This is a genomic window from Chitinophaga sp. OAE865, from assembly GCF_040546735.1.
Taxonomy (GTDB): Bacteria; Bacteroidota; Bacteroidia; order Chitinophagales; family Chitinophagaceae; genus Chitinophaga; species Chitinophaga polysaccharea_A.
In genome coordinates, this window is record NZ_JBEPOF010000001.1 from 6,857,994 (window position 1) to 6,880,269 (window position 22,276).

The 22,276-nt window shown below is 48.9% G+C and carries 12 protein-coding genes; all 12 read right to left on the reverse strand.

The genetic code is table 11. The features are described from left to right. Positions 1-22: 22 nt before the first annotated feature. The 12 genes from ABIE50_RS27455 to ABIE50_RS27510 all read right to left on the reverse strand — a co-directional run bounded on the left by ABIE50_RS27455 (position 23) and on the right by ABIE50_RS27510 (position 22,255). Positions 23-1,456 carry a RagB/SusD family nutrient uptake outer membrane protein gene (locus tag ABIE50_RS27455; protein ID WP_209866134.1) on the reverse strand — a complete coding sequence of 478 codons (1,434 nt, stop codon included), beginning with the start codon at positions 1,454-1,456 and terminating at the stop codon, positions 23-25. An 11-nt stretch (positions 1,457-1,467) separates the two neighbouring features. Further along, positions 1,468-4,797 carry a TonB-dependent receptor gene (locus ABIE50_RS27460; RefSeq protein WP_209866137.1) on the reverse strand — a complete coding sequence of 1,110 codons (3,330 nt, stop codon included), beginning with the start codon at positions 4,795-4,797 and terminating at the stop codon, positions 1,468-1,470. Between the two features lie 124 nt (positions 4,798-4,921). Then, positions 4,922-6,058 carry a FecR family protein gene (locus ABIE50_RS27465; protein ID WP_209866140.1) on the reverse strand — a complete coding sequence of 379 codons (1,137 nt, stop codon included), beginning with the start codon at positions 6,056-6,058 and terminating at the stop codon, positions 4,922-4,924. An 81-nt stretch (positions 6,059-6,139) separates the two neighbouring features. After that, positions 6,140-6,670 (reverse strand): RNA polymerase sigma-70 factor, encoded by a 531-nt coding sequence (locus ABIE50_RS27470; protein WP_209866143.1) that lies wholly within the window; start codon positions 6,668-6,670, stop codon positions 6,140-6,142. A gap of 206 nt (positions 6,671-6,876) precedes the next feature. Then, on the reverse strand, positions 6,877-9,780 hold the full coding sequence (locus ABIE50_RS27475) for a discoidin domain-containing protein (protein WP_209866146.1): 2,904 nt from the start codon (positions 9,778-9,780) through the stop codon (positions 6,877-6,879). A 6-nt stretch (positions 9,781-9,786) separates the two neighbouring features. Continuing rightward, the gene (locus tag ABIE50_RS27480; protein WP_209866149.1) at positions 9,787-11,190 is read right to left on the reverse strand and encodes a DUF5005 domain-containing protein; all 1,404 of its coding nucleotides are present in this window, start codon (positions 11,188-11,190) and stop codon (positions 9,787-9,789) included. Positions 11,191-11,197: 7 nt separating this feature from the next. Then, on the reverse strand, positions 11,198-14,260 hold the full coding sequence (locus ABIE50_RS27485) for a SusC/RagA family TonB-linked outer membrane protein (protein WP_209866152.1): 3,063 nt from the start codon (positions 14,258-14,260) through the stop codon (positions 11,198-11,200). Between the two features lie 36 nt (positions 14,261-14,296). Then, positions 14,297-16,003 (reverse strand): RagB/SusD family nutrient uptake outer membrane protein, encoded by a 1,707-nt coding sequence (locus ABIE50_RS27490; RefSeq protein WP_209866156.1) that lies wholly within the window; start codon positions 16,001-16,003, stop codon positions 14,297-14,299. A 10-nt stretch (positions 16,004-16,013) separates the two neighbouring features. Then, complete coding sequence (locus ABIE50_RS27495) at positions 16,014-19,091, reverse strand: SusC/RagA family TonB-linked outer membrane protein (protein WP_209866160.1); 3,078 nt, start codon at positions 19,089-19,091, stop codon at positions 16,014-16,016. Between the two features lie 24 nt (positions 19,092-19,115). After that, positions 19,116-20,075 carry a DUF4961 domain-containing protein gene (locus ABIE50_RS27500; protein ID WP_209866163.1) on the reverse strand — a complete coding sequence of 320 codons (960 nt, stop codon included), beginning with the start codon at positions 20,073-20,075 and terminating at the stop codon, positions 19,116-19,118. Positions 20,076-20,096: 21 nt separating this feature from the next. After that, the gene (locus ABIE50_RS27505; protein ID WP_209866166.1) at positions 20,097-20,534 is read right to left on the reverse strand and encodes a DUF5004 domain-containing protein; all 438 of its coding nucleotides are present in this window, start codon (positions 20,532-20,534) and stop codon (positions 20,097-20,099) included. Positions 20,535-20,545: 11 nt separating this feature from the next. Further along, the gene (locus ABIE50_RS27510) at positions 20,546-22,255 is read right to left on the reverse strand and encodes a RagB/SusD family nutrient uptake outer membrane protein (RefSeq protein WP_354028200.1); all 1,710 of its coding nucleotides are present in this window, start codon (positions 22,253-22,255) and stop codon (positions 20,546-20,548) included. Between the last annotated feature and the right edge of the window lie 21 nt (positions 22,256-22,276).

Genomic DNA, 22,276 nt, shown 5'->3' on the forward strand with positions numbered 1-22,276 from the left:
AATACGGATGGTTGGTTTAAGATTAGTTTGTATAACCTGGGTTCTGTGTCAATGCCGGGTTGGCAACGCGTTGCCCGTCAGGAATGGGGTACAGTATGTCGGTGCTGCTCCATGTTGCAGGGCGCATACCACCAATCACTTCATCTGCACGGGTTTTGCCTGCCCCGGAAATAGCCGGTGTGCGCTTCAGGTCAAACCACCTGTGCCCCCACTCGCCAAACAGTTCTGCCTTTCTTTCTTTTTCGATGGCAAGCAGCAGGTTAGCCTGGGAGATGTTGTTATCCAGCGCAGGAAGACCAGCCTTTGCCCTGATGGTATCTACATCGGCAATGGCGCCGCTGAGATTTCCCTGTTGGGCACGCGCTTCTGCTCTTATAAGATATTGTTCAGCCAGGCGAAGCATCACGTTGAACTCATTACCGGTACTGGCGCCTGATGCCAGGACCCGCAGTTTGTACTTGGTGATCACCTTATAGTTCTTTCCGCCGATATCAGTTGCAGCTATCCAGCTGGTTTTACGCTGATCTCCGGTTTCCAGGGAGTTATATAGTGTATCCGTTAACGTTACTGCAGGAATGGTGCCGGCTGCAGCCGCGTAGCTGCCGCCGTTGGCATCCCTATTGGTGGTATAGGTAGATATTCCTGTAAGGGTGGCCAGTTGCCATATCACTTCATTGCTGGTGTTACTGAAAGTGGTGTTCAGGTCTTTATTGAGACTATAAACACCGGAACTGATCACATTACCGGCGGCAGTTTCCGCATTGGCCCATTGTTTCTGGTACAGGTATGCCCTTGCCAGCAGGGCATTGGCGGTTTGCCGGTTAATTCTTGTTCTCAATGCGGCCGGGTAGGCATCTGTTAAAACTCCCTGTGCTTCTGTAAGATCCTTGATGATCTGCGCCCATACCTGGACCGCCGGAGTACGTGCCAGCGTAGCGTTGGCAAGAGGATCATCTGTCACCGGCATGGGCACATCGCCAAACATATTTACCAGGTACATGTTAATAAAAGCCCTCCACACTTTTGTTTCTCCCATCAACTGGTTTTTCACAGGAGCCGACAATGCCGTGCTGCGGGTAATACCATCCAGCATGGCATTGGCCTGCGCAATAGTGGAATAGGAATATCCCCAGAGCACTGTGCTGATCACACTGTTAGTGATAGATATACTGTTTGTTTTAAATTCATCGAACGCAGGGCTGGAAACATTATTCTGCAATTCATCGGCAGAAAGACCTGGCATTTCGCTCAACGGGAAAAGTACATCCCTCGTAAAACTGGCATTATAAATACCCAGCACCGCGCTGGTAGCCGTAGCATCAGAGGAAAAAGCCTGGTCGAGGCCCACCTGCGTGGTTGGCGGGCCTATTTCCACCAGTCTTTTACAGGAAGAAAAAACAATCCCTGTCAGTAATATGGCTGTTGTTATCTTTCTATTTATTGTGAAGCAAAACATCAGAATCAGATTTAGAATGAACAGTTAATACCAAATACAATAGTCCTCAAAGGCGGCATGGCGATCATACCGGTACCGAGTCCCGGAGGGCCTCCGGAAACGCTGGTTTCGGGATCATAGATGTATTTATTCTTAGCCCAGGTAAACAGGTTCTGTCCTTCTGCATATACTTTCAGATTACTGATCCGGGCTTTCGAGATCCATGCTTTCGGGAATGTATAGGAAAGAGAAGCTGATCTCAGTTTCATATAGCTGGCATCACCCCACAAAGCGGTGGAGCTGGAATACTGCGTATAGCCGAGATAGATAGGCGTTCCAGGGGTGGAAGTAGCTGCGGGATAGGTAGCATTATCTCCAGGTTGACGCCATCTGTCGAGCAGGGAGGTATTCTGATTACTTCTGCTGCTGCCAACAGGCGTACTGATAGTATTGGTAGATCCTTTCCTGTGATGGAATTGCAGGAAGAAGCTCAGGTCCCAGTTCCTATAATTGAAACTATTGTTCAATCCGCCAAAGAAAGGATTGCCGGGTTTAATGACCTGGCGGTCGTTGTTGAAATCAACAGCCCCGTCTTTATTCACATCAACATACCGGGGAATACCTGTATTGGGATCATAGCCGGTATATACATATCTCCGCACCACATCAACAGGTTGTCCTATAAGATAGCTGCTGGCATAAAAAGATTTTTCAATCCCCGGAAATTCCACGAGTTTATTCCTGTAAAATGTTACGTTCAGCGAGGATCTCCAACCGAAGTTCCATGTTTTAAGGTTAAGGGTATTCAGCTCCAGTTCTACACCACTGTTTTGTATCAGTGCGGGCAGGTTTACGTTATAGCTGTTATACCCCGACTGGGTAGGCAACGCAGCCGACAGGAGCTGATCGGCAGAACGGTTGCGGTAGTAGTTACCGGTAAATGACGCCCGGTCATTCTTCAACCCCAGCTCCAGGCCAAATTCCAGCTTACGGGTAGTTTCCCATTTAATGCCCGGGTTAGGCAGTGTAACACGATAGAGCGCTGAAGATCCCAGGTAAGTGCCGGCCGACGACAATAACGGCAGATAAAGGTAATTATTGATCTGGTCGTTACCAGTGGTTCCATAACTGGCTCTCAGCTTACCAAGCCCCAGCCACGGAAGTGCCTCTTTAATGAAATCCTCTTCAGAAAACAACCAGGCGGCGCCTGCTGCGCCAAAGTCGGCGTATATATTATCCGGTCCAAACCTGGAAGATGCGTCGCGACGGAAAGTTACATTCAACAGGTACTTCTGTTTGTAATCGTAATTGATACGGCCAAACACAGAGGCAAAGCGGTAATCGAAGTAATTACTGGAATTCAACACAATAGTGCCGGCGCCCACCAGGGATCCTAAAAGAGCTTCATTGCTGTAATTCCGGCCATCTACACTCTGACCGGTACTGAGGCTCCGCTGATACGTACCTCCTGCCAGCAAACTTAGTCTGCCCTGTTTCATATCAATACTATAATCGAGGGTTGGTTCTACGATGTAGTTCTGCGACCTGGTGTTTGCAAAAGTGGCCAGTGACTGCGGATTGTTGACCGGGTTTTGTGTAGACGCCGGCTGCGGGTTTACCTGGTCCAGCGATGTATTCGTATAGCCGAGATTTACCTTAAAGTTCAGGTTTCTAATGATGGTATAGCGCAGGTTGGCGTTTGTCATCAGGTTACCCGTTGTGCTGGTGTACCGGCGTTGCAGAAGCGCCAATGGGTTACTAAAGCCGCTGGACCATGCTAATTTGCCGGTACTGTCATACAATGGCATGTTAGGCGGCAGGTTGTACATGGAAATAACATCAGATGACGGCAAAACGCTTTTATCATTAGAATAGTTGGCAGTAACAGCCACATAGAATTTATCATTGGAAGAAGTATGATCTGCAGATAAACGGCCGGTAAAGCGCTGGCTGTTAAAATCAGAAGGATACACGGTGGTTTCCTTATGAAAACCGCCGCTGAACATAAAATGCGTCCTGGCATCTCCTCCTGAAACAGAAGCCTGCGCATCAGTGGTTCTTGCGGTTCCGCCTACCAGGAGTTTCTGCCAGTCGGTATAAGCATGCTGGTCCCATACAGTAAGCTCCGGCGCATTCGCTGTATTCGGAGTAAGACCATCATTTTTAAAAGCTTCCCGTCTCAGGTCCAGGTATTGCTGCGTATTCATCATAGGAATGAAATGGCCCACTTTTCCCGATCCTGTATAGGCATTGAGGTTTACCCTTGTTTTGCCGGCTTTGCCCTTCTTCGTGGTGATGAGGATCACACCGTTCGCGCCCCTTGCACCATAAATAGCGGTGGCATCTGCATCTTTCAGGATATCCATCCTTTCAATATCATCCGGGTTGATCATGCTGAAAGGGCTGATACCGCCGTTTGCGCCGGTAGTGCCTAATGCGTTAAGATTATCTGTAGGCGGATAAGAGCCGTTATAGTTCGTGAAGGGCACTCCATCAATCACATACAAAGGCAAAGTGCCGGAGCTGAGGGAACCCTGGCCCCTGATCTGCACAACAGCAGCACTACCCGGCAAACCATTCTGTTGTGTGATCTGCACACCAGGGATACGTCCGGGCAGGGCTGCAAGCACGTTGGAAACGGGTTGCGCTTCAATATCCTTTGCTGTAATACTGCTCACAGAACCGGTGTTCATTCTTTTGGTAGTAGTACCATACCCGATCACTACTGCTTCCAGCAATGAATTTACCTGCTGTTTTAAAACAATATCCACAACAGTGCGTCCTTTAACAGCTATGCGCTGTGTTTCATAAGAAATATAGGATACCACCAGCTGTGCTTCTGCCGGGGCCCGGTTGATCACATATTCCCCGTTTTCATTGGTCATTGCCCCGAAAGGAGTACCCGGGATCACCACGGATGCTGAAGGAACAGGATTCCCTTTCTCATCCGTTACTTTCCCCCGGATAGTAATATCGTTGTTAGGTTTTGTTTCATTGCCCGGGGCATTCTTTGCCCTGATGGCAATAAATTTACCGGACATGGAATAAGTGAATGGTTGATTGCTGAACAGCATTTTTAACACTACATCCAGCTCCTGGTCTTTAACAGAAATATTTACAGGTATAGCCTGGCTGATTTGTTTTTTCCCGTAAATAAAATTGTACCCGGTTTGCTTTTCTATTTCCTGGAATGCCTTTTCCAGGGAACCGGATTTCATATCCACAGATACCTTCTGTGCAAAGCTCTGGGAGGCTATCAGCAGGCATCCCAACAATAAAATAGTCCCAAAGAAGTTCGCGCCCCATCTTCTATCCCTTAATTTCGAAAGGTATAGCGCGTTAGTTAGCTTTCCTGAAAGCATAGGTTCTGGTTGATTTTTGATGAATAAATACCGCCCCGACGGACCGGTTTACTAATAACAATCCTTTTCTTTCCTGCAAGGTGGCCAGCCCCGCAGGGATCCAAAATCCTGGTTGGTGTATGTACTATTTTATTACGGTAATTTTCCGTCCTTCAATTTTAAAATGAACGAGATTGGTCATCTCCAGTAAATTCAATATCTGAGATACCGGAACGTCTCTCGGAATTTTTGCGACAAAAAAGTCTTTAACATCGGTCTGAAAGTCGACGTCTATATTATAATATCGTTGCAGTTCTGACATTATGGTAGTGATATCAGCGCCATTAAAGAAAAACATTCCTTCCTTCCAGGCGGTTACCTGTTGTAAATCTGCGTTGGCTATAAGCTGTATAGCGCCTCCGGTTGTTGCTGCAGCCTGCTCTCCAGGGTGCAGCAGTTGTGAAGCGCCGGCGGTGTTTACTTTCACCGCACCGCTAACAAGTGTCACCTTCGTTTCTTCTTCATCCTTAAAGGAACGGAGATTAAAGGCGGTTCCCAATACTTCAATGGTGGTTTTGCTGGTGGCCGATTTTACTACGAAAGGTTGATTACTGTTTTGTGTTACTTCAAAATAAACCTGTCCGGCAGCAGACACTTCGCGCTTTGTACCATTAAAGGCAGCGGGATAAGTAAGCGCAGAACCTGCATCTATCCATACTTTGGTACCGTCGCCCAGCACAACGGCGAGTGGTTTACTCCCATTGGGTACCTGTATGGTGTTGAAACCAACATCATTACCCGCACCATTATAAATGATCTGGCCATTGGCATTTTTGGAAACGCTGGTTTGTCCCTGTATAGCAAGAGTGCCATTGCCGGCAGTATCCAACAGGATCTGCTGACCGTTCCCCAGCGTAAGCACTGCATGATTACCAGCAGGGGCAACAATATCATTCTTAAAGCGGATGGCCTGCGGCGCCAGTACTGCCGGTTGCCGATGTCCGTAAAAGTAGTAGCCTGTGCCAAATAACAGCGCTACGGCTGCTGCGGCTGCCCATTTATACCAACCTGTCACCCACCCGGATCGCCTGCGTTCAAGCACCGGCTGCAACCGCTGGCGGATGGCGCTTTCCAGTTGCTGTTTGTTACCCAGCAAAGATTCATCCCAGCCGCCCTGCTGCTGAAAAGCATTGAACAGCTGGTTGTATTGCAACAGCTCTTCGTCGGTAGCGGTACCGGATACCACTTTTTCCGCCAATAATATTGCTTCTTCTTTTGTCATATGCAGCCTGTCATATACATAGGCAGTTCTAAAAGGACATACCCTTAAAAAGGATCTCAATTTTTTTTGAGACAGGTCGTTTTAACTATAATGGGTTACCACGGGGAGTAGCAACAAAGCCAGCAGATGGGGGTCCACTGCCGCACGGATACGCTTCAGCGCTATTGTTTTCTGCGCCTCAACGGTTTTTATTGAAATATTAAGTAAGTCTGCTATCTGTTGATTGGTAAGCTGTCCGTCCCTGCTGAGGAGAAATATTTCACGGCATTTTTCCGGCAGATTGCTGATCACCTGTCCGATGATCGATTTCAGGTCGTTTAACTCCATAAAGTCCTGCGGACCGGGAGTTTCGGGTAAGGATAAACCTGCCAGCGCCGCATAAAATTCTTCCCTTACCTTCCCGGAACGGATATAATTGGCTACTTTAAACCGCACTGCGCTCCGCAGGTAGGAAGGAACTGCCTGTATATCCAGCTGCTCCCGCTTTTCCCATAACCATGCAAAAATGTCCTGTATAATGTCCATACAGGCATCCTGGTCTCTCAACAGGTAAAAGGCTGCCTGGTACATACCAGGCCAATGACGGGTGTAAAGCAGATCAAATGCAGTCACATCACCTCGCTTCAGCAGACTAATCAGCTCCTGGTCACTATACGAATTGCCGCTTATCAAATTGCTTCTTTTCTTCCGCTAAATTAAAGAAAGCATGGTAGATTGAGAAAACATATGTCATAATCAACATATCTCACCCCACAAAAAAAGCCTTTACCTGGCAGGTAAAGGCTTTCAACAATTCATCCTTATAGCTGAAAATGTACTTAATGATTATAAGGCGTTACCACCAGCTTATACTTTCCATCCTTCAACAATTTTTTTTCAAATGCGATCTCTACCCGCTTCTTCTCCCTTTTCAACAAGGTAAAATAGTTATCATTCATCACTGCAGGTAATACGCGTTCGTTGTTATCTGCCCTTAGTAGTTGCACATGCACGGCAAATGCAGGAACAGAAGCGGGATTGGTGATAGTAGCAATAATGCGGGTACTATCGCCGTGCTGTTCCAATATGGAAGCTGTTTTCAGCTGTGCAGGCGGTAGCTTGTCCAGCGCTGTATAATCAGTCATACGGCTGCTTCTCCAATAGAAGTTCTCCGATTGTAATTTTCCCCGGGCGTCTTTCAGCAACAGGCGGATAAACTGCACATCGGTTAACGACTTGCTGCGTTTGCCATACACTTCCATATCAAACAAGGAATAGCCCCATGAAGTGGCCCGTTTGCGGCCGAGCATACGTACATACCGTGCTTTCACCGGTTTAATGGTAATAGTTTCAATGCCTCCTTTACCAGCGTCGGTGGTGTACACATCCTTCCATTGCTTTGCATCATCAGATACCTGCAGGTTATAGGCGCTGGCATATGCGTCTTCCCAATGCAGCATTACGCTGCTGATATTTTCCGCAGTGCCTAAATCAACATATACCCATTCATTATCTGTGTAATTACTGCTCCATCTTGAACCGGTGCTGCCATCCGCCACGGCGCCCGCACCAGCGCTTTCCGGCGAAGAAGAGGAGGCCACTGCCGGTTTCTTAAACGCCAGGTTATCTACATTGAAGTTTAAATCAAAGCAGGGTGTGGCAGTGTTGGAAGCAGCATCAATGGTTGCCTTCCTGCCGAATGTTGGCGCGGGCATTCCATCCATATTGTACACAATCGCTTCTGCCTGTAAGCCCTGGTACTGTTCCCGCGTGGTGTTGATCACTTTTACGGAATTATCTGCTGCGCTCCATTGAATATGCAATGGCTCGCAGGCTTTTTTAACGCCCCAGTAAGCACCGGTGAGGTCGTAGTAATAATCATAGGTTTGCCATACCAGGCTCGGGTAAGCGCTTTGGCTCATCCAGGTCATTACACCGGAAGCATCGCTCCACATATGATGCAGCCAGCCTTCATATAAGGCCTTGTTGGTTTCTATATTTACCAGTTGTGCTTTGCGGCAATAGTCTTCAATGCCGGTGGCTTTCCCGTAACTTTTGTTGATGGCATCGTCGTACCTGTCCGGGCCTGCATTAGCGGCTGAAGGGCCAAAGAAATGAAGATCCCACATTTTATTACGCGGCCACCAGCTGCTGTCCGGCATAAATTTTTTAAAGCTTTCGAAAGAAGTAAAAACGGCAGTACCTATTTCAGTGCGCATACCCCAGCCGGGTGTTCCGCCAAAGCCATTGGGATACTTTGTGAAGTACCAGGCTGGCATAAAGTTAGCCCAGGGGCCACTGCCCGTTAATCCATCCGAATGTGAATTAGCCTGGTAAAGACGGTCGTTGCCATCATACGTGGCTACATTCTCTTTTAGCCAGCCATTCAGCGGCGGTAAAGGATAGCCTTCATTGTCTCCGCACCATACAGCTATGCTGGGATGGTTGCGCAGTCGTTTGATCTTTTCCACTGCGTTCTTATTAAAGGCAAAAACATCTTTAGGCAGGTTGGGATGTGAGTTCAGCCAGAAGTCGTCCCACACCAGCATACCATATTTATCACAGGCATCATAAAACTCTTCGTCGGTGGTACTGCCTATCCAGTTGCGGATCATGTTAAAGTTCATTTCCTTGTGCAGGCGCACCTTCGTATTATACTCTTCGCCGCGGCAACGCAGCATGTATTCAGACATACCCCAGTTACCCCCTTTTATAAATATGCGTTTACCATTTACGCTGATGTGCAGCACACCGCCAAGGGTATCGTAACTATATTGTTTTATGCCGAAAGTTATCTTTTTACTATCGGAAGTTTCTCCACCGGATATAAACTGTAACTGGCAGGTATAGAGCGGCTGACTGCCATAACCATTCGGCCACCACAATTGCGGATCTGCTATTTCCGGGTGAAACGATACCTGCTCCGATTGCCCTGCCGGTAATTTTATTTTTTTAGAAAAACGGATATTACCGGGCTGAATAACACCTGACACTTCTCCTTCCTGCACAGCGGTGGAATGATTATCCAGGTCCATGCTGATGCTTAGCTTTGCGCGTAATGAATCTTCCAAAGCTGTACGTATCCAGGGATCTGCAATGGTAACCTGCCCGGAGCTGCTAAGATATACATCGTCTGTAATTCCCATATTAAGACCAGGCACATAAGGCATCCAATCCCAGCTGGCGCTGGAAATATAAGTTGGACTGGAATAATTCACAATAGGGGTACCCGGCCAGCGCACCAGTAACAGGAGCACGTTAGACTGATCATATCTCAACAGATCCGTTACATCAAATTTACCCCGGTCCATAAAACCATCCAGCGCGCCTATACGCCGGCCATTCAGGTATACTTCCGCTTTGCGGTTCACCCCTTCGAAATTCAGCCACTGCTTTTCCGCAGTATTACGTGTAGGCGTAAACGTGGCACGGTACCAGAAATCGCGGTCATATTTTTTCTTATCCACCTGGTAAATATTATCACCAAAGTTGGGATCTTTTTCCAGGCCCGCTTCAACAAACGCACCGAATACAGTGCCCGGCACTACCCCGTTTACCCAACTGTTATCGTTATACCCGGGCGTATAAATACCCGGCTCCTGCCCCACTTCCGATGCGGCTTTTACTTTCCAGTGCACAGTTTTGTTACTGCTGTTTAAGCTGAACGTCTTTTCCTGTGCTTTTAATGCCAGCCCTGTTATCATCAACAAGGCCAGCATTTTTTTTCCTTTGCTATTGAACATGATTTACTATTTCCAATTGAATACCCGTACGAAATATGGCCGGTACCTGTCTGCACTACCAGGACTGTTAAAGTTGGTAGCAAAATCAGTAGGATTAATATTGTAAGAGATCACCAGTTCTCCCTGCCTGCTTAGCGCATGATGCACAAAGGCGTTGTAGGTGATCATATCCCCCGTGTATTGATCAGGTATGTGATAGATGGTGCGCTTGTTGGTCCAGGGGCCAACAGGCGTACTGGATTCAAGAATATAGATATCGAGCCCGAAAATGATCTGCTGCGATACCAGGTAATACTTTCCATCTTTATAAAATACGTTAGGCTGGCTGATATCATTGCAAACATTATACTTCACCGGGGTATTGCTCCACCCGCTGCCGTTGTAATATTCCCAGGCGCCGGTAAGGTCCTGTCCAGCTACACGGGCCACATACATGGAAGAAGTAAGGAAACCATTCTCCGTGCTGTACATATACGTATAGCCGTCCGGCGCCTTCATACTCCCCGCGCTATAGTTGCTAAGCACATCCTTATCTTTTATTATCTGGCTAAGCTGCATGGAGGGCAAATCAAAAATGGCGAGGTCTGTGCTTGTATGTGCAAAATCCCAGGTGCCGTTACCTGTTTTCCTGACATGACTCAGCAGCATCTGGAATTTATTATTATGTACCTGCCCGGCTCCTGGCCAGTACCAGTCCTGGTCTTCCGCGGCATTGCCATATTTGATCCAGGTTTCACTGGCGCTGCCGGTGCCGGGGTTCAGCTGGATGAAGCTCTGTAAAGACGTATCCAGCTGCAGGTGTGCAGCATTGCGGCGCATTACGTTGTTGGTGCGGTTACGATCGGCGCTCACCTGCCCGAAAAAGCTGTCCTGGAATGACCATACAATGCGGCCGTCCGGCAACAGGGCAGAATAGCATCCGTCGCCGCCGTTCCAGTTCTGGTAACGGGTAAGGTAATCGTTATAATCCAGGTCGCTGTACACAGTTACATTCGGGTCCCAACGGCCATTGTTAGGCAGCAGTTGCAACCGCGGACCGGCAGCCTCGTTTGCTTTTTTAAGGATGCGCACATACCAGTATTTCTGTATACCTGCTTCGGAAGTAACGCGGTATGTATACCGGTTACCGTTCTTCGCGAAATCCACTTTCACGCCCGGCGCAGGAAGCACGGTAGCGCTTTTGGAAACGGTTACCAGCGGACTAACCGCACTCAGGTCTACATCATCCTCCACCCATAGGGTAACGGTGGCGGAATCTGTCCCGTTTACAATTTCTGATGCGCCTACCTGGCCCTGTGGCAACCGGAAGGAAATGATGGCCCGTTCCTGGCTCTTGTAACCATTGAGCGGGTTTTTCATACAGGAAGAGAAAATACCGCTGGTCATCAACAGCAATAGCAGTTTATTCATGAGGATATTATTTAAAGCCGATTTGAATACCCAGGTTGATCACCCGCTGGTTGATATATGCATCTCCTGCGGAGTTACTGGCTACTTCGGGATCCTGCTGGTACTTATCGTAGTTGGTCCAGGTGAACAGGTTATATGCGCTCATGTAAAGACGGGCATTATTTATCCGTGCAGGCAACCAGCGGCTGGGCAGCTGGTAGCCTAAGTCCACTGTTTTCAGTCGCACGTAACGTGCATCAATCAACCAGAAATCCGACATATATGTGCGTGCACTGTTGATAGTGGTAGGGTTGCTGGTAAGCCGCGGGAACTGTGCATTCGCCGCATTTTCCGGCGTCCAGCGTTGTTGATGTATAGGCTGGAACTGGCTCTGGAATGTTTCGATACCGGTGCCCACCACGCTGAAGCTATACCCGAACGATCCCTGGAACAGGAGGTTTACGCTAAAACCTTTATAACTGGCGCCCAATGTAAGTCCCAGTACCGTGCTGGCCAGGTTGGGTTTACCAATAGGTCCCTGGTCGTTGTTATCGATCACCCCATCGCCATTGATATCCTTATATTTCAGGTCACCCGCCTGGATAGGATATTCACTGAGCGGAGTAGCAGGTTTATCGTGTGTATTGGCCTGGATCTTCTGAACATCTTCCGGTGTGTAGTAACCGATAAAAGTGTATCCGAATGGCTGATCGATGGGAAGACCTGTTTGCCGCAGCCATGGATAGGCTGGCTGTGCTTCATCTCTAAACAGTACCTTATTTTTAAAATACTGGAATACGAGGCTTGTATTAAAAAATACCTGGCGGATATTACTGCGGTAGTTAATCTGCCCGTCGAAGCCCTGGTTGCTGGTTCTGGCCACGTTGGTAGGACTATACCCGATACCTATTATATTTGGCACAGAGCCTTTGCGTACCAGCTGATCAAAGCGGATATCGTGAAAATAATCTACCGTGAAAGATAGTTTGTCTTTAAAGAGATTTACGTCGAGCCCTATGTCTGCTTTTTTTGCTTTCTCCCATGTAACATCCATATTACCGAGATCGCCTTCGTAGATAGAACCATTCTGCGTATCATTTTCACCAAAAGAATAACCGCCGCCGTTCACATACTCCTGGCGGTACAGGTAACGGTTACCTGAAGTAACATCGGAACCTACCACACCGTATGACCCGCGTATTTTCAGCAGGCTTACAAAGGAGATATTATTTTTAAAGAAGGGCTCTTCGGAAATGCTCCAGCCTGCGCCCACAGCCGGGAAGAAGCCGTTCCTCTTTTTTGCCTGGAACCTGTCGGACCCATTGTATGCGCCGTTGAAATCGAGCAGGTACTTTTGTTTATAGTTGTAACCCACCTTAAAGGAGAAGCCCCTGAAGTTAGCAGGGATATCTGCCTTCGACGTATAGCTTTGCCTGTTATACAGGGCCAGCCCGTTAAAGGAATGATCACCGAAAATACGGTTATAGCTGAGGAAAGCCTGTGTATTTACATTCCGGCTGTAGAGATCCGTATTGCCTGTAACCCGGTACTTCTGCAGGCGGTAGTTGCCGCGCGGATCGAGGGTATACGACTGGTCTGCCGGGTTGTAATAGTAAGAAGGCGGCTCCGCTTCACGGAACAGGTTCCTCGCGTATTGTTCTATACCGCCATATGCAATACGGCCGGTAAGCGACAATCCCTTTGTGAGGAAGTCCAGCTGCTGCGTTATATCATACAGCACATCAAAATCTGTTCTCTTAGTGCGGCTATAACCGCCGTTGGCCAGCCTTGCATTGAGCGTTGGCAGCGCATCCTTTGTATCTGCTGCATAAGCATAGCTGCCATTGGGGTTCATCATCGGCGCAGAGTAGGGATGTATTTTTTCGAAATTATATACCTCAGATACCACGTTGGCCGATTTGGGCTGGTTAATATCACCAAAGCGGGTAGTGAGATTGAGCCTCATCGTTAACGTTTTGGTAGCGCGCATATCCAGGTTGGAGCGGAAATTATACCTGCGGAAGAAGTAGTTGGTGTTCACCTCGTTCCTGGGATCAGAAAAATCTTTCACCAACCCGTTTTGCGTAAGGAAACCTCCGGAGATAAAATACTTCACGGCATCCGTGCCACCGGAAACATCCACGTTGGTATTGGCCTGGTATGCATGCTTTTTGAATACCGCATCATACCAGTTGATATCAGGATGACCGTAAGGATCGGCGCCGCTTTTAAACAGTTCAAGATCCTGCGCGGTGAACTTAGGCGCAAGACCATCGTTCTTGTACGCTTCATTTACAAGCGTGGCCGCGTCATAGGAGTTCAGGAACTTCGGCGTTTTAACAGGCGATTGCTGGCCGGACTCCACGCGCACATTCACCTGTGGAAGCCCTGCTTTACCGCGACGGGTAGCCACTACCAGTACACCATTTGCACCTTTGATACCATAGATCGCTGTAGTAGATGCATCTTTCAGGATGGAAATACTTTCAATCTCGTTTACGTTGATCTGTTGTAACTGGTCGTAGGAATATTCAATATCATCTACAATGATCAGCGGCTTATTACCATCAGTATTCAGGGAGCTAACCCCGCGGATGAAGAAGTCGGACGCATCCTTTCCCGGCTGGCCGGAACGCTGCTGGGATACGAACCCCGGCAGTTTTCCCATGAGCGCATTCTGCACATTGGCAGTAGGCACGTTGCGGATTTCCGAACCGGTGATGGCGCTTACCGCACCGGTACTGGTAATACGCTTGGCGGTATTGAAACCTACCACTACCACCTCATCGATGCCCTGTGTGGATGATTGCAGCACTACATCAACGGCATCGCGGCCGGCCACATCCACTTCCCGGGCGGAAAACCCGATGAGCTTTACGATCAGCGTATGGGAAGTACCTTTCAGCGTGAGTTTGAACCGGCCGTTGGCATCGGCTATCACACCGTTTGCGGGCATGCCCTTTTCCGAAATGGAAGCGCCGGGCAGTACGCCGTTCATATCTTTTACCGTACCGCTTACAATTCTTTGCTGGGCCGTTGCGAGGAACGGTGCAGTGAGCAGCAGCAGGAGAAACAGTATACTATTTTTCATCTTCAGTCAGTTAAATTTCTTGTAAGGGATATGACTTTACCAGCCTGGATTCTGACGCATGTTATCATTCTTCACCACTTCATCATACGGGATCGGGTACAGGTACATCTTTGGCGCAATAAAAACAGGTTTGAACACCTCGGTTACATTGTAGTTAAAGCCCGGTCCTTCCTTGATGATGCTCATACCGTGGAGCGCTTTACTGTATACCTGCTGCGCAATTTTCCAGCGGCGGATATCCCAGAAACGGTGCTCTTCAAAAGCCAGTTCTATCCTTCTTTCGTTACGTATTACATTGCGCATCTCATCTGCCGACATATTCTCCCTGAGGCCGTACATACCATTATCACCGGGAGCGATGCCGGCACGGGCGCGCAGGTCTTTCAGCACCTGGTATACGGCTGCAGTAGGGCCGTTGTATTCATTCTCCGCTTCGGCAAAATTGAGCAGCACTTCAGTGTAACGCAGTATGATCCAGTCGTGGCTGGTATTGCTGTATTGTGTAGCGTTTTCAAAGTTGCCCATGAACTTGCGCATGTAATACGATGTTTTGGTGCCTGGTTCTGCACCCCCTGGCCGGTTCTGCCCTCCTTCAAATGTTTGCAGCTCTGTATTCAGCCAACGGGCGCCGTTGTAAAGGATGGTCATTGCCAGGCGCGGATCGCGGTTGGCATAAGGATTACCGGGGTTATAACCCGATGCAGGATCTGTTACAGGCACACCGGTATTGGCAGGGAAAGCATTTACCAGTTCCTGGGTGGGATTGGTGCGCCCTCTCGCTACCGCGGCAAAACCTACCGGTCCGTTGGCGCTTTCAATTTCCGTAGTATTTCCCCCCTGGCGGAAGAAGATCACCTCACTGTTGTTTTGAGTAATAAATACGTCTTTGAAATTAGGCAGCAACGAAAAGGTTTTTTCATTGATCAGGTCGCGGGCAGCATCTGCCGCCAGTTTCCACCGTTCTTTATCATAGCTGGCATATCCAGTAAGCGCATTGCCTGCTTCTATATTCTGCCCGTTGAACAATGGGCTGGCTGCGTATAACAGCACACGCGCCTTTAATGCCAGTGCGGCGCCTCTTGTAACACGGTGGCTGTTCAGTTCCGGCGCTACTACAGGATTGGGGCGCAGACTGTCCTTAATAGCATCGCATTCGTTTACAATATAGCTTACGCATTCTGCAAAAGAACTGCGTGGTATCTGTACATCATCTCCCAATTCCCTTACCTTATCTCCCATCAACGGTATACCTCCATAGCGCTTCAGCAGTTCAAAATAAAACAACGCCCTGATGAAACGGGCTTCTGCTTTCCAGGCATAACGGATGGAAGCGCCGTTGGGCAATTTTTCCTTCACAGGAGATACATCGATGTTGGACACAAAAAGACTGGCAGCACGGATGGCAGCGTAGCAATTGTTCCAGGGCGATTCATCTGCAATAGTAGCATACGAAGTATAAGCGCCCGTTGCCAGCTGCGATACGGAAGAAGTACCTGTGAGACCGGAGATGGCATCATCAGAGGCAGCATCCAGGAGATCGCCCCCTACGCGGTTATAGCCGCCGGGCAGTTTTGAATAAATACTGTTGAGAAATTTATTGGCATAAGTGCCCAGGGAATCATCCTGGTCAAATACATACTCGATAGTCACCTTTTCAAGCGGAATAACTTCGTAATCTTTCCTGCAGCTGATAATAGCAGTCATACAGCCGGCCAGGAAGATCAATATGCGGAAATGTTTCATGATGCTTTGTTTAGAATTTTATGTTGATACCGGTGTTCAATACCCGCTGGATAGGATATGCTCCTACGCCTACTTCGGGATCAACAAAATCATATGCTGCATGTGTAAACAGGTTCTGTCCATTTGCAAACACCTTTACGCTGCCCAGCTTCACACGGCTTGTCCACCTGTAAGGAAGATTATACGCCACGTTTATATTCTTCAGCCGGAAGTAATTGCCGTTACGTATCCAAAAAGAAGATGCCACCTTGTTATAGGTATTGTTGGCATCAGCAGTTAAGCGCGGATACGTGGCCGTAGCAGCCGATTCAGGCGTCCAGCGGCCGGTGATCTGCTCATAAGCCTGACCGTAAGTAAAATTCATAAACTGGAACCCTGCTTCGGTAGCGCCGTTATCTATATAATTAACCCTGTTGGCCACACCTTGTAGTAATGCGCTTGCTTCTATTCCTTTCCAGGAAAATCCAATGTTAACACCATAATAGATGCGTGGTTTATATGTACCAATAGGCGCTTCATCAAACTGGTTAATGGTGCCGTCGCCATTCAGGTCTTTGTAGCGTATATCGCCGGGCAACGGTTTGTAGCCGGCAATGGTGGCGCTGCCTGCGGCTTCTTCGGCCGACTGGAAAAATCCGTCCGCAATGTAGCCGAAGCGCATACCTACCGGTTGTCCTGTTCTTTTGTTCCATTCATAATCACGGCGTTGTTCATCCATAAACACCACTTTGGTGCCTTCTATACTGCCGTTGGCGGTGATGAAGTAATTGAAGTCTTTCACCCTGCCCTGGTAAGTAACAGTAAGCTCTCCGCCCTGGTACAGGTTAACACCTATATTTTCAGGCGGGTAAGCGGCGCCGGAAAGTGCGATGCTTTTTCCACGTATCTGCAAAAGATCCCCGTAACGATCGTGATAATAATCACCTGTTACCTGCAGCTTGTTACCAAACAGGGAAACATCTATTCCCACATCCATTTTGCGGGCAGTTTCCCAGGAGATATTCACATTGGCCAAACCGTTTTCCTTAAAGCCGGAAGCCGGGGAACGGGCCGTTCCCTGCGAGTATATACCACCTCCTATGCCATTATCTTCGCTAAAATCCTGGCGCCAGAGATAATAGCCGGAGTTATCGATCCCATTACCGGTATGTGCATAGGTGGCTCTCAGTTTCAACTGGTTCAGCCAGCTGCTGTTTTCTTTGAGAAAGCTTTCCTGTGCAAGATCCCACCCGATGCCACCGGCGAAGAAAGTACCATACTGTTTGCCGGGCAGGTATCGGTTAAATCCACTCCGGTTAACAGCGCCTTCTATGAAATATTTATCTGCATAGTTATATGCCACTTTACCGGAGAGATTGGTGGACTTGCCCGGGAGGTCATAGTTAAATATAGTTTGCCTGGTATCTGCCAGCACTATGGCGTTCACACCATGACGGCCAAACTGCCGCTCGTAGTTCAGTGATACCTGACCGAAAAAATACTGTGCATTAAAAACAGAGATGAAATTATTCTGTTGTGCCATGGCATCGCCGTACTTTGCATACAGCGTATCTTCCTGGTCGATGGACACCTTGTATACCAGGTCCCTTTTACTGCGGTCTATTGCATTGGCCGATTGAATAGACAGGTTGCCCTTGCCTTTTACAGAAAGCCCCGGCAGCCAGTCGCCCAGGTTATAGCGCAGGTCCACGTTGGCCATTACATCTTTACTATTGTCCTGGATATAGCCGCTGTTAAATGTTTGCGACAGGAGGTTGGTCGTGAGGTTATTGGTGCCGCCCCAGCTGCCGTTGGGATTGTAAATAGGATAAGCGCCATTAGGTGTGGACAGCAATCCGCCCAATACATTACCAATACCAGCACCGGGTTGTGTTCCCTCCTGGAGGCGGCCAAAGAGCTGCATGCCTACATTGAAGTTCCTGCTCACATCAATATTCACATCCGTATTGATAAGGTAACGTTTCAGTCCGGCGTTGGTGTTATAATTATTGGCAGAAGAAGTATTAAAAATACCCTGCTGGCCGGTATAGTTCAGCGATACGGAATAGCGTGCGGTATTGCTGCCTCCATTGATGTTCAGGTTGTAGCGCGACATGGGCGCGTTATCGCGCAGGACAGCGTCGTACCAGTTTACATCCGGGTGGGTATATGGCTTTGAGTGATCGCGGAAAGCGATAAAATCGGCTTCTTTATATAGAGGTTCCTTTCCATCGTTTTGCAGGGCTTCGTTCAGCAGGTAAGCGTATTGCCAGGAGGGCAACGGCTTTGGCAGTGCGAGCGACTGCTGGATACCTGTTTGCGCGGTGAAAGAAACGCGTGGCTTACCGGCACGGGCGCGTTTGGTGGTTACCAGTAATACGCCGCGGGAACTGCGCTGCCCCAGCATGATGGTAGATAGCCCATCTTTCAGTACGGAAATGGATTCTATATTTTCAGGGTCTATAGAAAAGAGGTCGCGTTGTATGCCGTCTACAATAGTAACCGGTACCTGCCCGCGCAATGATAAATTCATTTCTGTATTATCGCTTGGTTCCGATGCGCCGGGCTTTGGAATGTTCCCGATGAAGATATCCACATCGAAATTATTGGCAGTACCCGGGTTCCGGAACCCGCTTACCTGCTGCGTGTACAGGCCCGCCAAACGGCCAGGCAACGCATAGGCATACAACGTAGCGGGAGTAGTGGAGAGCTGATTTGTATATACCGTAGCGATAGAGCCTACTGAGCTTTTCGGAGATGCTTCCCCGTAAAGCACGGGTATACGTTGCGGCAGGGGGATAAACAGTTCATCCATACGCAGGGTAAGCGTAGTATCCTGCACCTTCTGTTCTATTTCCCTGTAGCCGGGACGCCGGAAAACCAGTGTGGTATTCCGTGCAGCGCGTATGGTAAATACGCCATTGGCATTGGTGCTGGTACTGTCGCCGGTATTTTTTATGAAGATGGCAACCCCTGCGAGCGGCTGGCCATAATTATCTATCAACCTGCCGGAGATGGCGCCGGTTTGCTGGGCCTGCGCGTTCCCGCAAAGAGCAAGTACAAAACAGGCAAAGGCTGGGATATATTTTTTGATGTAGCTGTGAGCCATTGTATCAGTTTTATGGAACGGAGGTTATTGACATTTGAATGTATACACGAAAGGAGCAGTGGTGTTGCCAAATCCTACCTTTACGGTGCCGGTGGCATCTGTAAAGAAGTATTCGATCTTCTCCAGTGTTTGTCCTTCCTGCAGGTTGAAGTATGCACGGGGCCAAAAGGTGATGGCGGATTTTTTACCGGTGTATGGTATCAGTTTGGTACCGTCTGTTTGTGTGCATACTTCAAGCACCTGCCCGTTGCTGGTATAGCCTTTTGCGCACAGGTAAATATTACCTGCACCATTAAGGGCGGTTTGCACCACATCAGGGTCAAAGCTCACAGTGAGGAAATCGTTGTCCGTAGCAGAACCTGGCGTTACTGCCGCTATCTGCGGGTTACAGAAATCGATGAGATCGCCCTGGCCATCTGTAATGGAGAAGCAGTCTTTGAACTGGCACTTATATACGTTATTGGAACCGAATACATCGCTAAGCCCGTCGCTGCTGGTGCCCAGGAAGTAACCGGTTTTAAACTGCATATTTTCCGGGCCGGGTTTGATCACCATCGTTACATCGATATTATCTTTTACGCCCTGTGGTACGTTATAGGACTGTTCTGTCCAGAACACTACCCATTCCAGGTCGTCTGTCATGTAGTTGCCGCCCATACCGAACCGGTCTTTCAGTGCGGCAGGCCATGTTTTCCCGTTAACGGTAACCGTTGAGGGCACGGGCACCATTTTACCGTTGCCATATGAATGAGTGGTAAAAGTAATTTTTGAATTAGCGGTGGCTGCCCAGCTTTTAGGCGCGAGGAAACCGACGATCAGCCGTACGCCGGAGCGTCCGCCATCCGCTACATCGATGCGGTTATGCATGGTGATGGTCATTTCCTGGTCTGCCTTCGCAGAGGAGGGCTGGTCCACACCATCAAGGAATACGCAACCGGCCAGCAGGAGCAGGAACAGGACGATACCGTAAGTATATTTTTTCATAACGCGTTGCATTGTGTTGGATCAGGGATTTAATCTTTCAAGAGTGTAGAGGTAGGTATTGGCGGTGCAACCGGGGCTGAACGAAAAGCTCATATTCCGTTTCCCGTTTACCACCGGGTAGGAAAATGTAGTGCTTACCGGTGTGCTGTTACCTGTTTGGCTGAAGCTGATCCGGAATGGATATTTTGGATCATCCAGTGAATAGCTGCCATTTTTGCTGACCACAAAGGGCAGTGGATTCTCGATGGTGTATTGCAGATCGGTGGTGAAGCGGATCCTGAACTTGGTGAAATCGGTGAGGCTGGTGATATCCACACCGTTGCGGACTGCCTTAACAATACGCCACTCGCCGGCTATATCTTTTACCGGTTCAGGCACCATTATTTCATTGCGGTGGCAGGAGTTGATGATGAGTACCAGTATCGGCATCAGTAAACATACCAGGAATCTTGATTTCATGTTTGTACTTTTTACCAGGAAGGATTTTGTTTTAGCTCGGGAGATTTGGCTGTTTCACCCTGCGGGATGGCCCACAGGTACATGGCGTCGCGGAAATTATGTTTGCGTACAGGAAAGATGGTATAGGTTACATTAGCGCCATTGCGTCTTACTTCCATGCCCGTCATTTGTTTATTTTCCGTTTGTGCGGCTATTTTCCATCTTCTCACATCCCAGAAGCGGTGACCTTCAAAAGCCAGCTCCACTCTTCTTTCCGCGTGAATGGCTTCCCGCATCTGTTCTTTTGTAAGTCCTGCCGGAAGTTCGTAAGGCGACAACCCTGCACGTTTACGCACCAGTGCCACTGCGTTATACACTTCGGCAACCGGGCCGGCGTATTCGTTCTGTGCTTCGGCGTAGTTCAACAATACCTCTGCGTAGCGCATCAGCGGGAAGCAGCGTTGCGAACCATGTATAAAGTTGGCAGCAATATTTTCATCAAGCATTTTGTTGGTATAATAACCGGTAGGCGTTCCCGCGTGTACGGCATCCTGGCTCACGCCCTTGCCATCAGGTCCAAGGAAAATATTCACGGGTTCTTTCAGCCCGGTGTTCTGTATCAGCGGCGTTTGATCACGGATCACGGAGTAAGCCAAACGGGGATCACGGTTGCTGTATGGGTTGGCCGGATCATAACCGGACGACGGGTCCGTAATGGCTTTACCATTTGCCATCCCGAAGGCGTCTACAAAGTCCTGGTATGGGAAACCGCCCTGGGCGCCGTTCCGTGATGGAGGTTGCCAGGCCGATTCCAGTTCACGGTTACCACCCTGCATTTTAGCGAGGATATATTCTGTATTGACCCTCAGGGTAAATACTTTATAGAAACCATAACCGGGAGCAGTGCTATTGTCTTCGTTCAGGGAATAGGCAGCCGTGTTCATCACCGCGGCAGCGGCATCAGCAGCCAGTTTCCAGCGTTCCGGTACATTGTCGGGATAGCAGGTGGCGGCATCGGCCTTATTAATACCACCGCCGTTGAAGAGCGGGCTGGCGGCGTACAGCAGCACTCTTGCCTTCAGGGCCATAGCAGCGCCTCCGCTGGCCCGGCCATAGTCTTCCCTGATCCTTACCAACGGCAATGCTGCAGCAGCGGCATCACACTCTGATACGATATAGTCTACGCATTCCTTATAGGAATTGCGCACGGCAGGGATCTTATCTTCCACCTTATATACTGAGTCGCCTATCAGTGGAATACCGCCATAGTGCTTTAATAGGTCGGCATAATACCAGGCCCTCAGGAAGCGGGCTTCCGCGCTCATCACGGTACGGATATGCGGCGGGATGGGCGAGCCGGGCAGGTGCTTCAGCAGCTGGTTCACCCGGCGGATATTGGTATAGGGCGTATTCCAGGCATCAGCGCTGATGATGGAAGGATTAACGGTGCCCGTGGCAAACTGGACAGAGGTGGTGACTGTAGCAGACTTTTGCGGTTCGGCTTCATCGCAGGACGCGTCGAGGCCTCCGTTACCAAAACGGGTGGCGCTTTCCGCGAAGCCAATGTCGATGTAAATGTTGGTAAGGAAAGCAACTGTACGGGCACTGTCGGAAAATACCGTTTGCTCGTCCAGGTTAGTTGTTTCCGTCTGGTCCAGGAAGTTCTTTTTACCACAGGAAACCAGGGTAAATATTCCTATGCATAGGCATACAGGAGCAGTGAATGCGAATTTCATTTTCATAACGTTAATACGTGTTTGCAT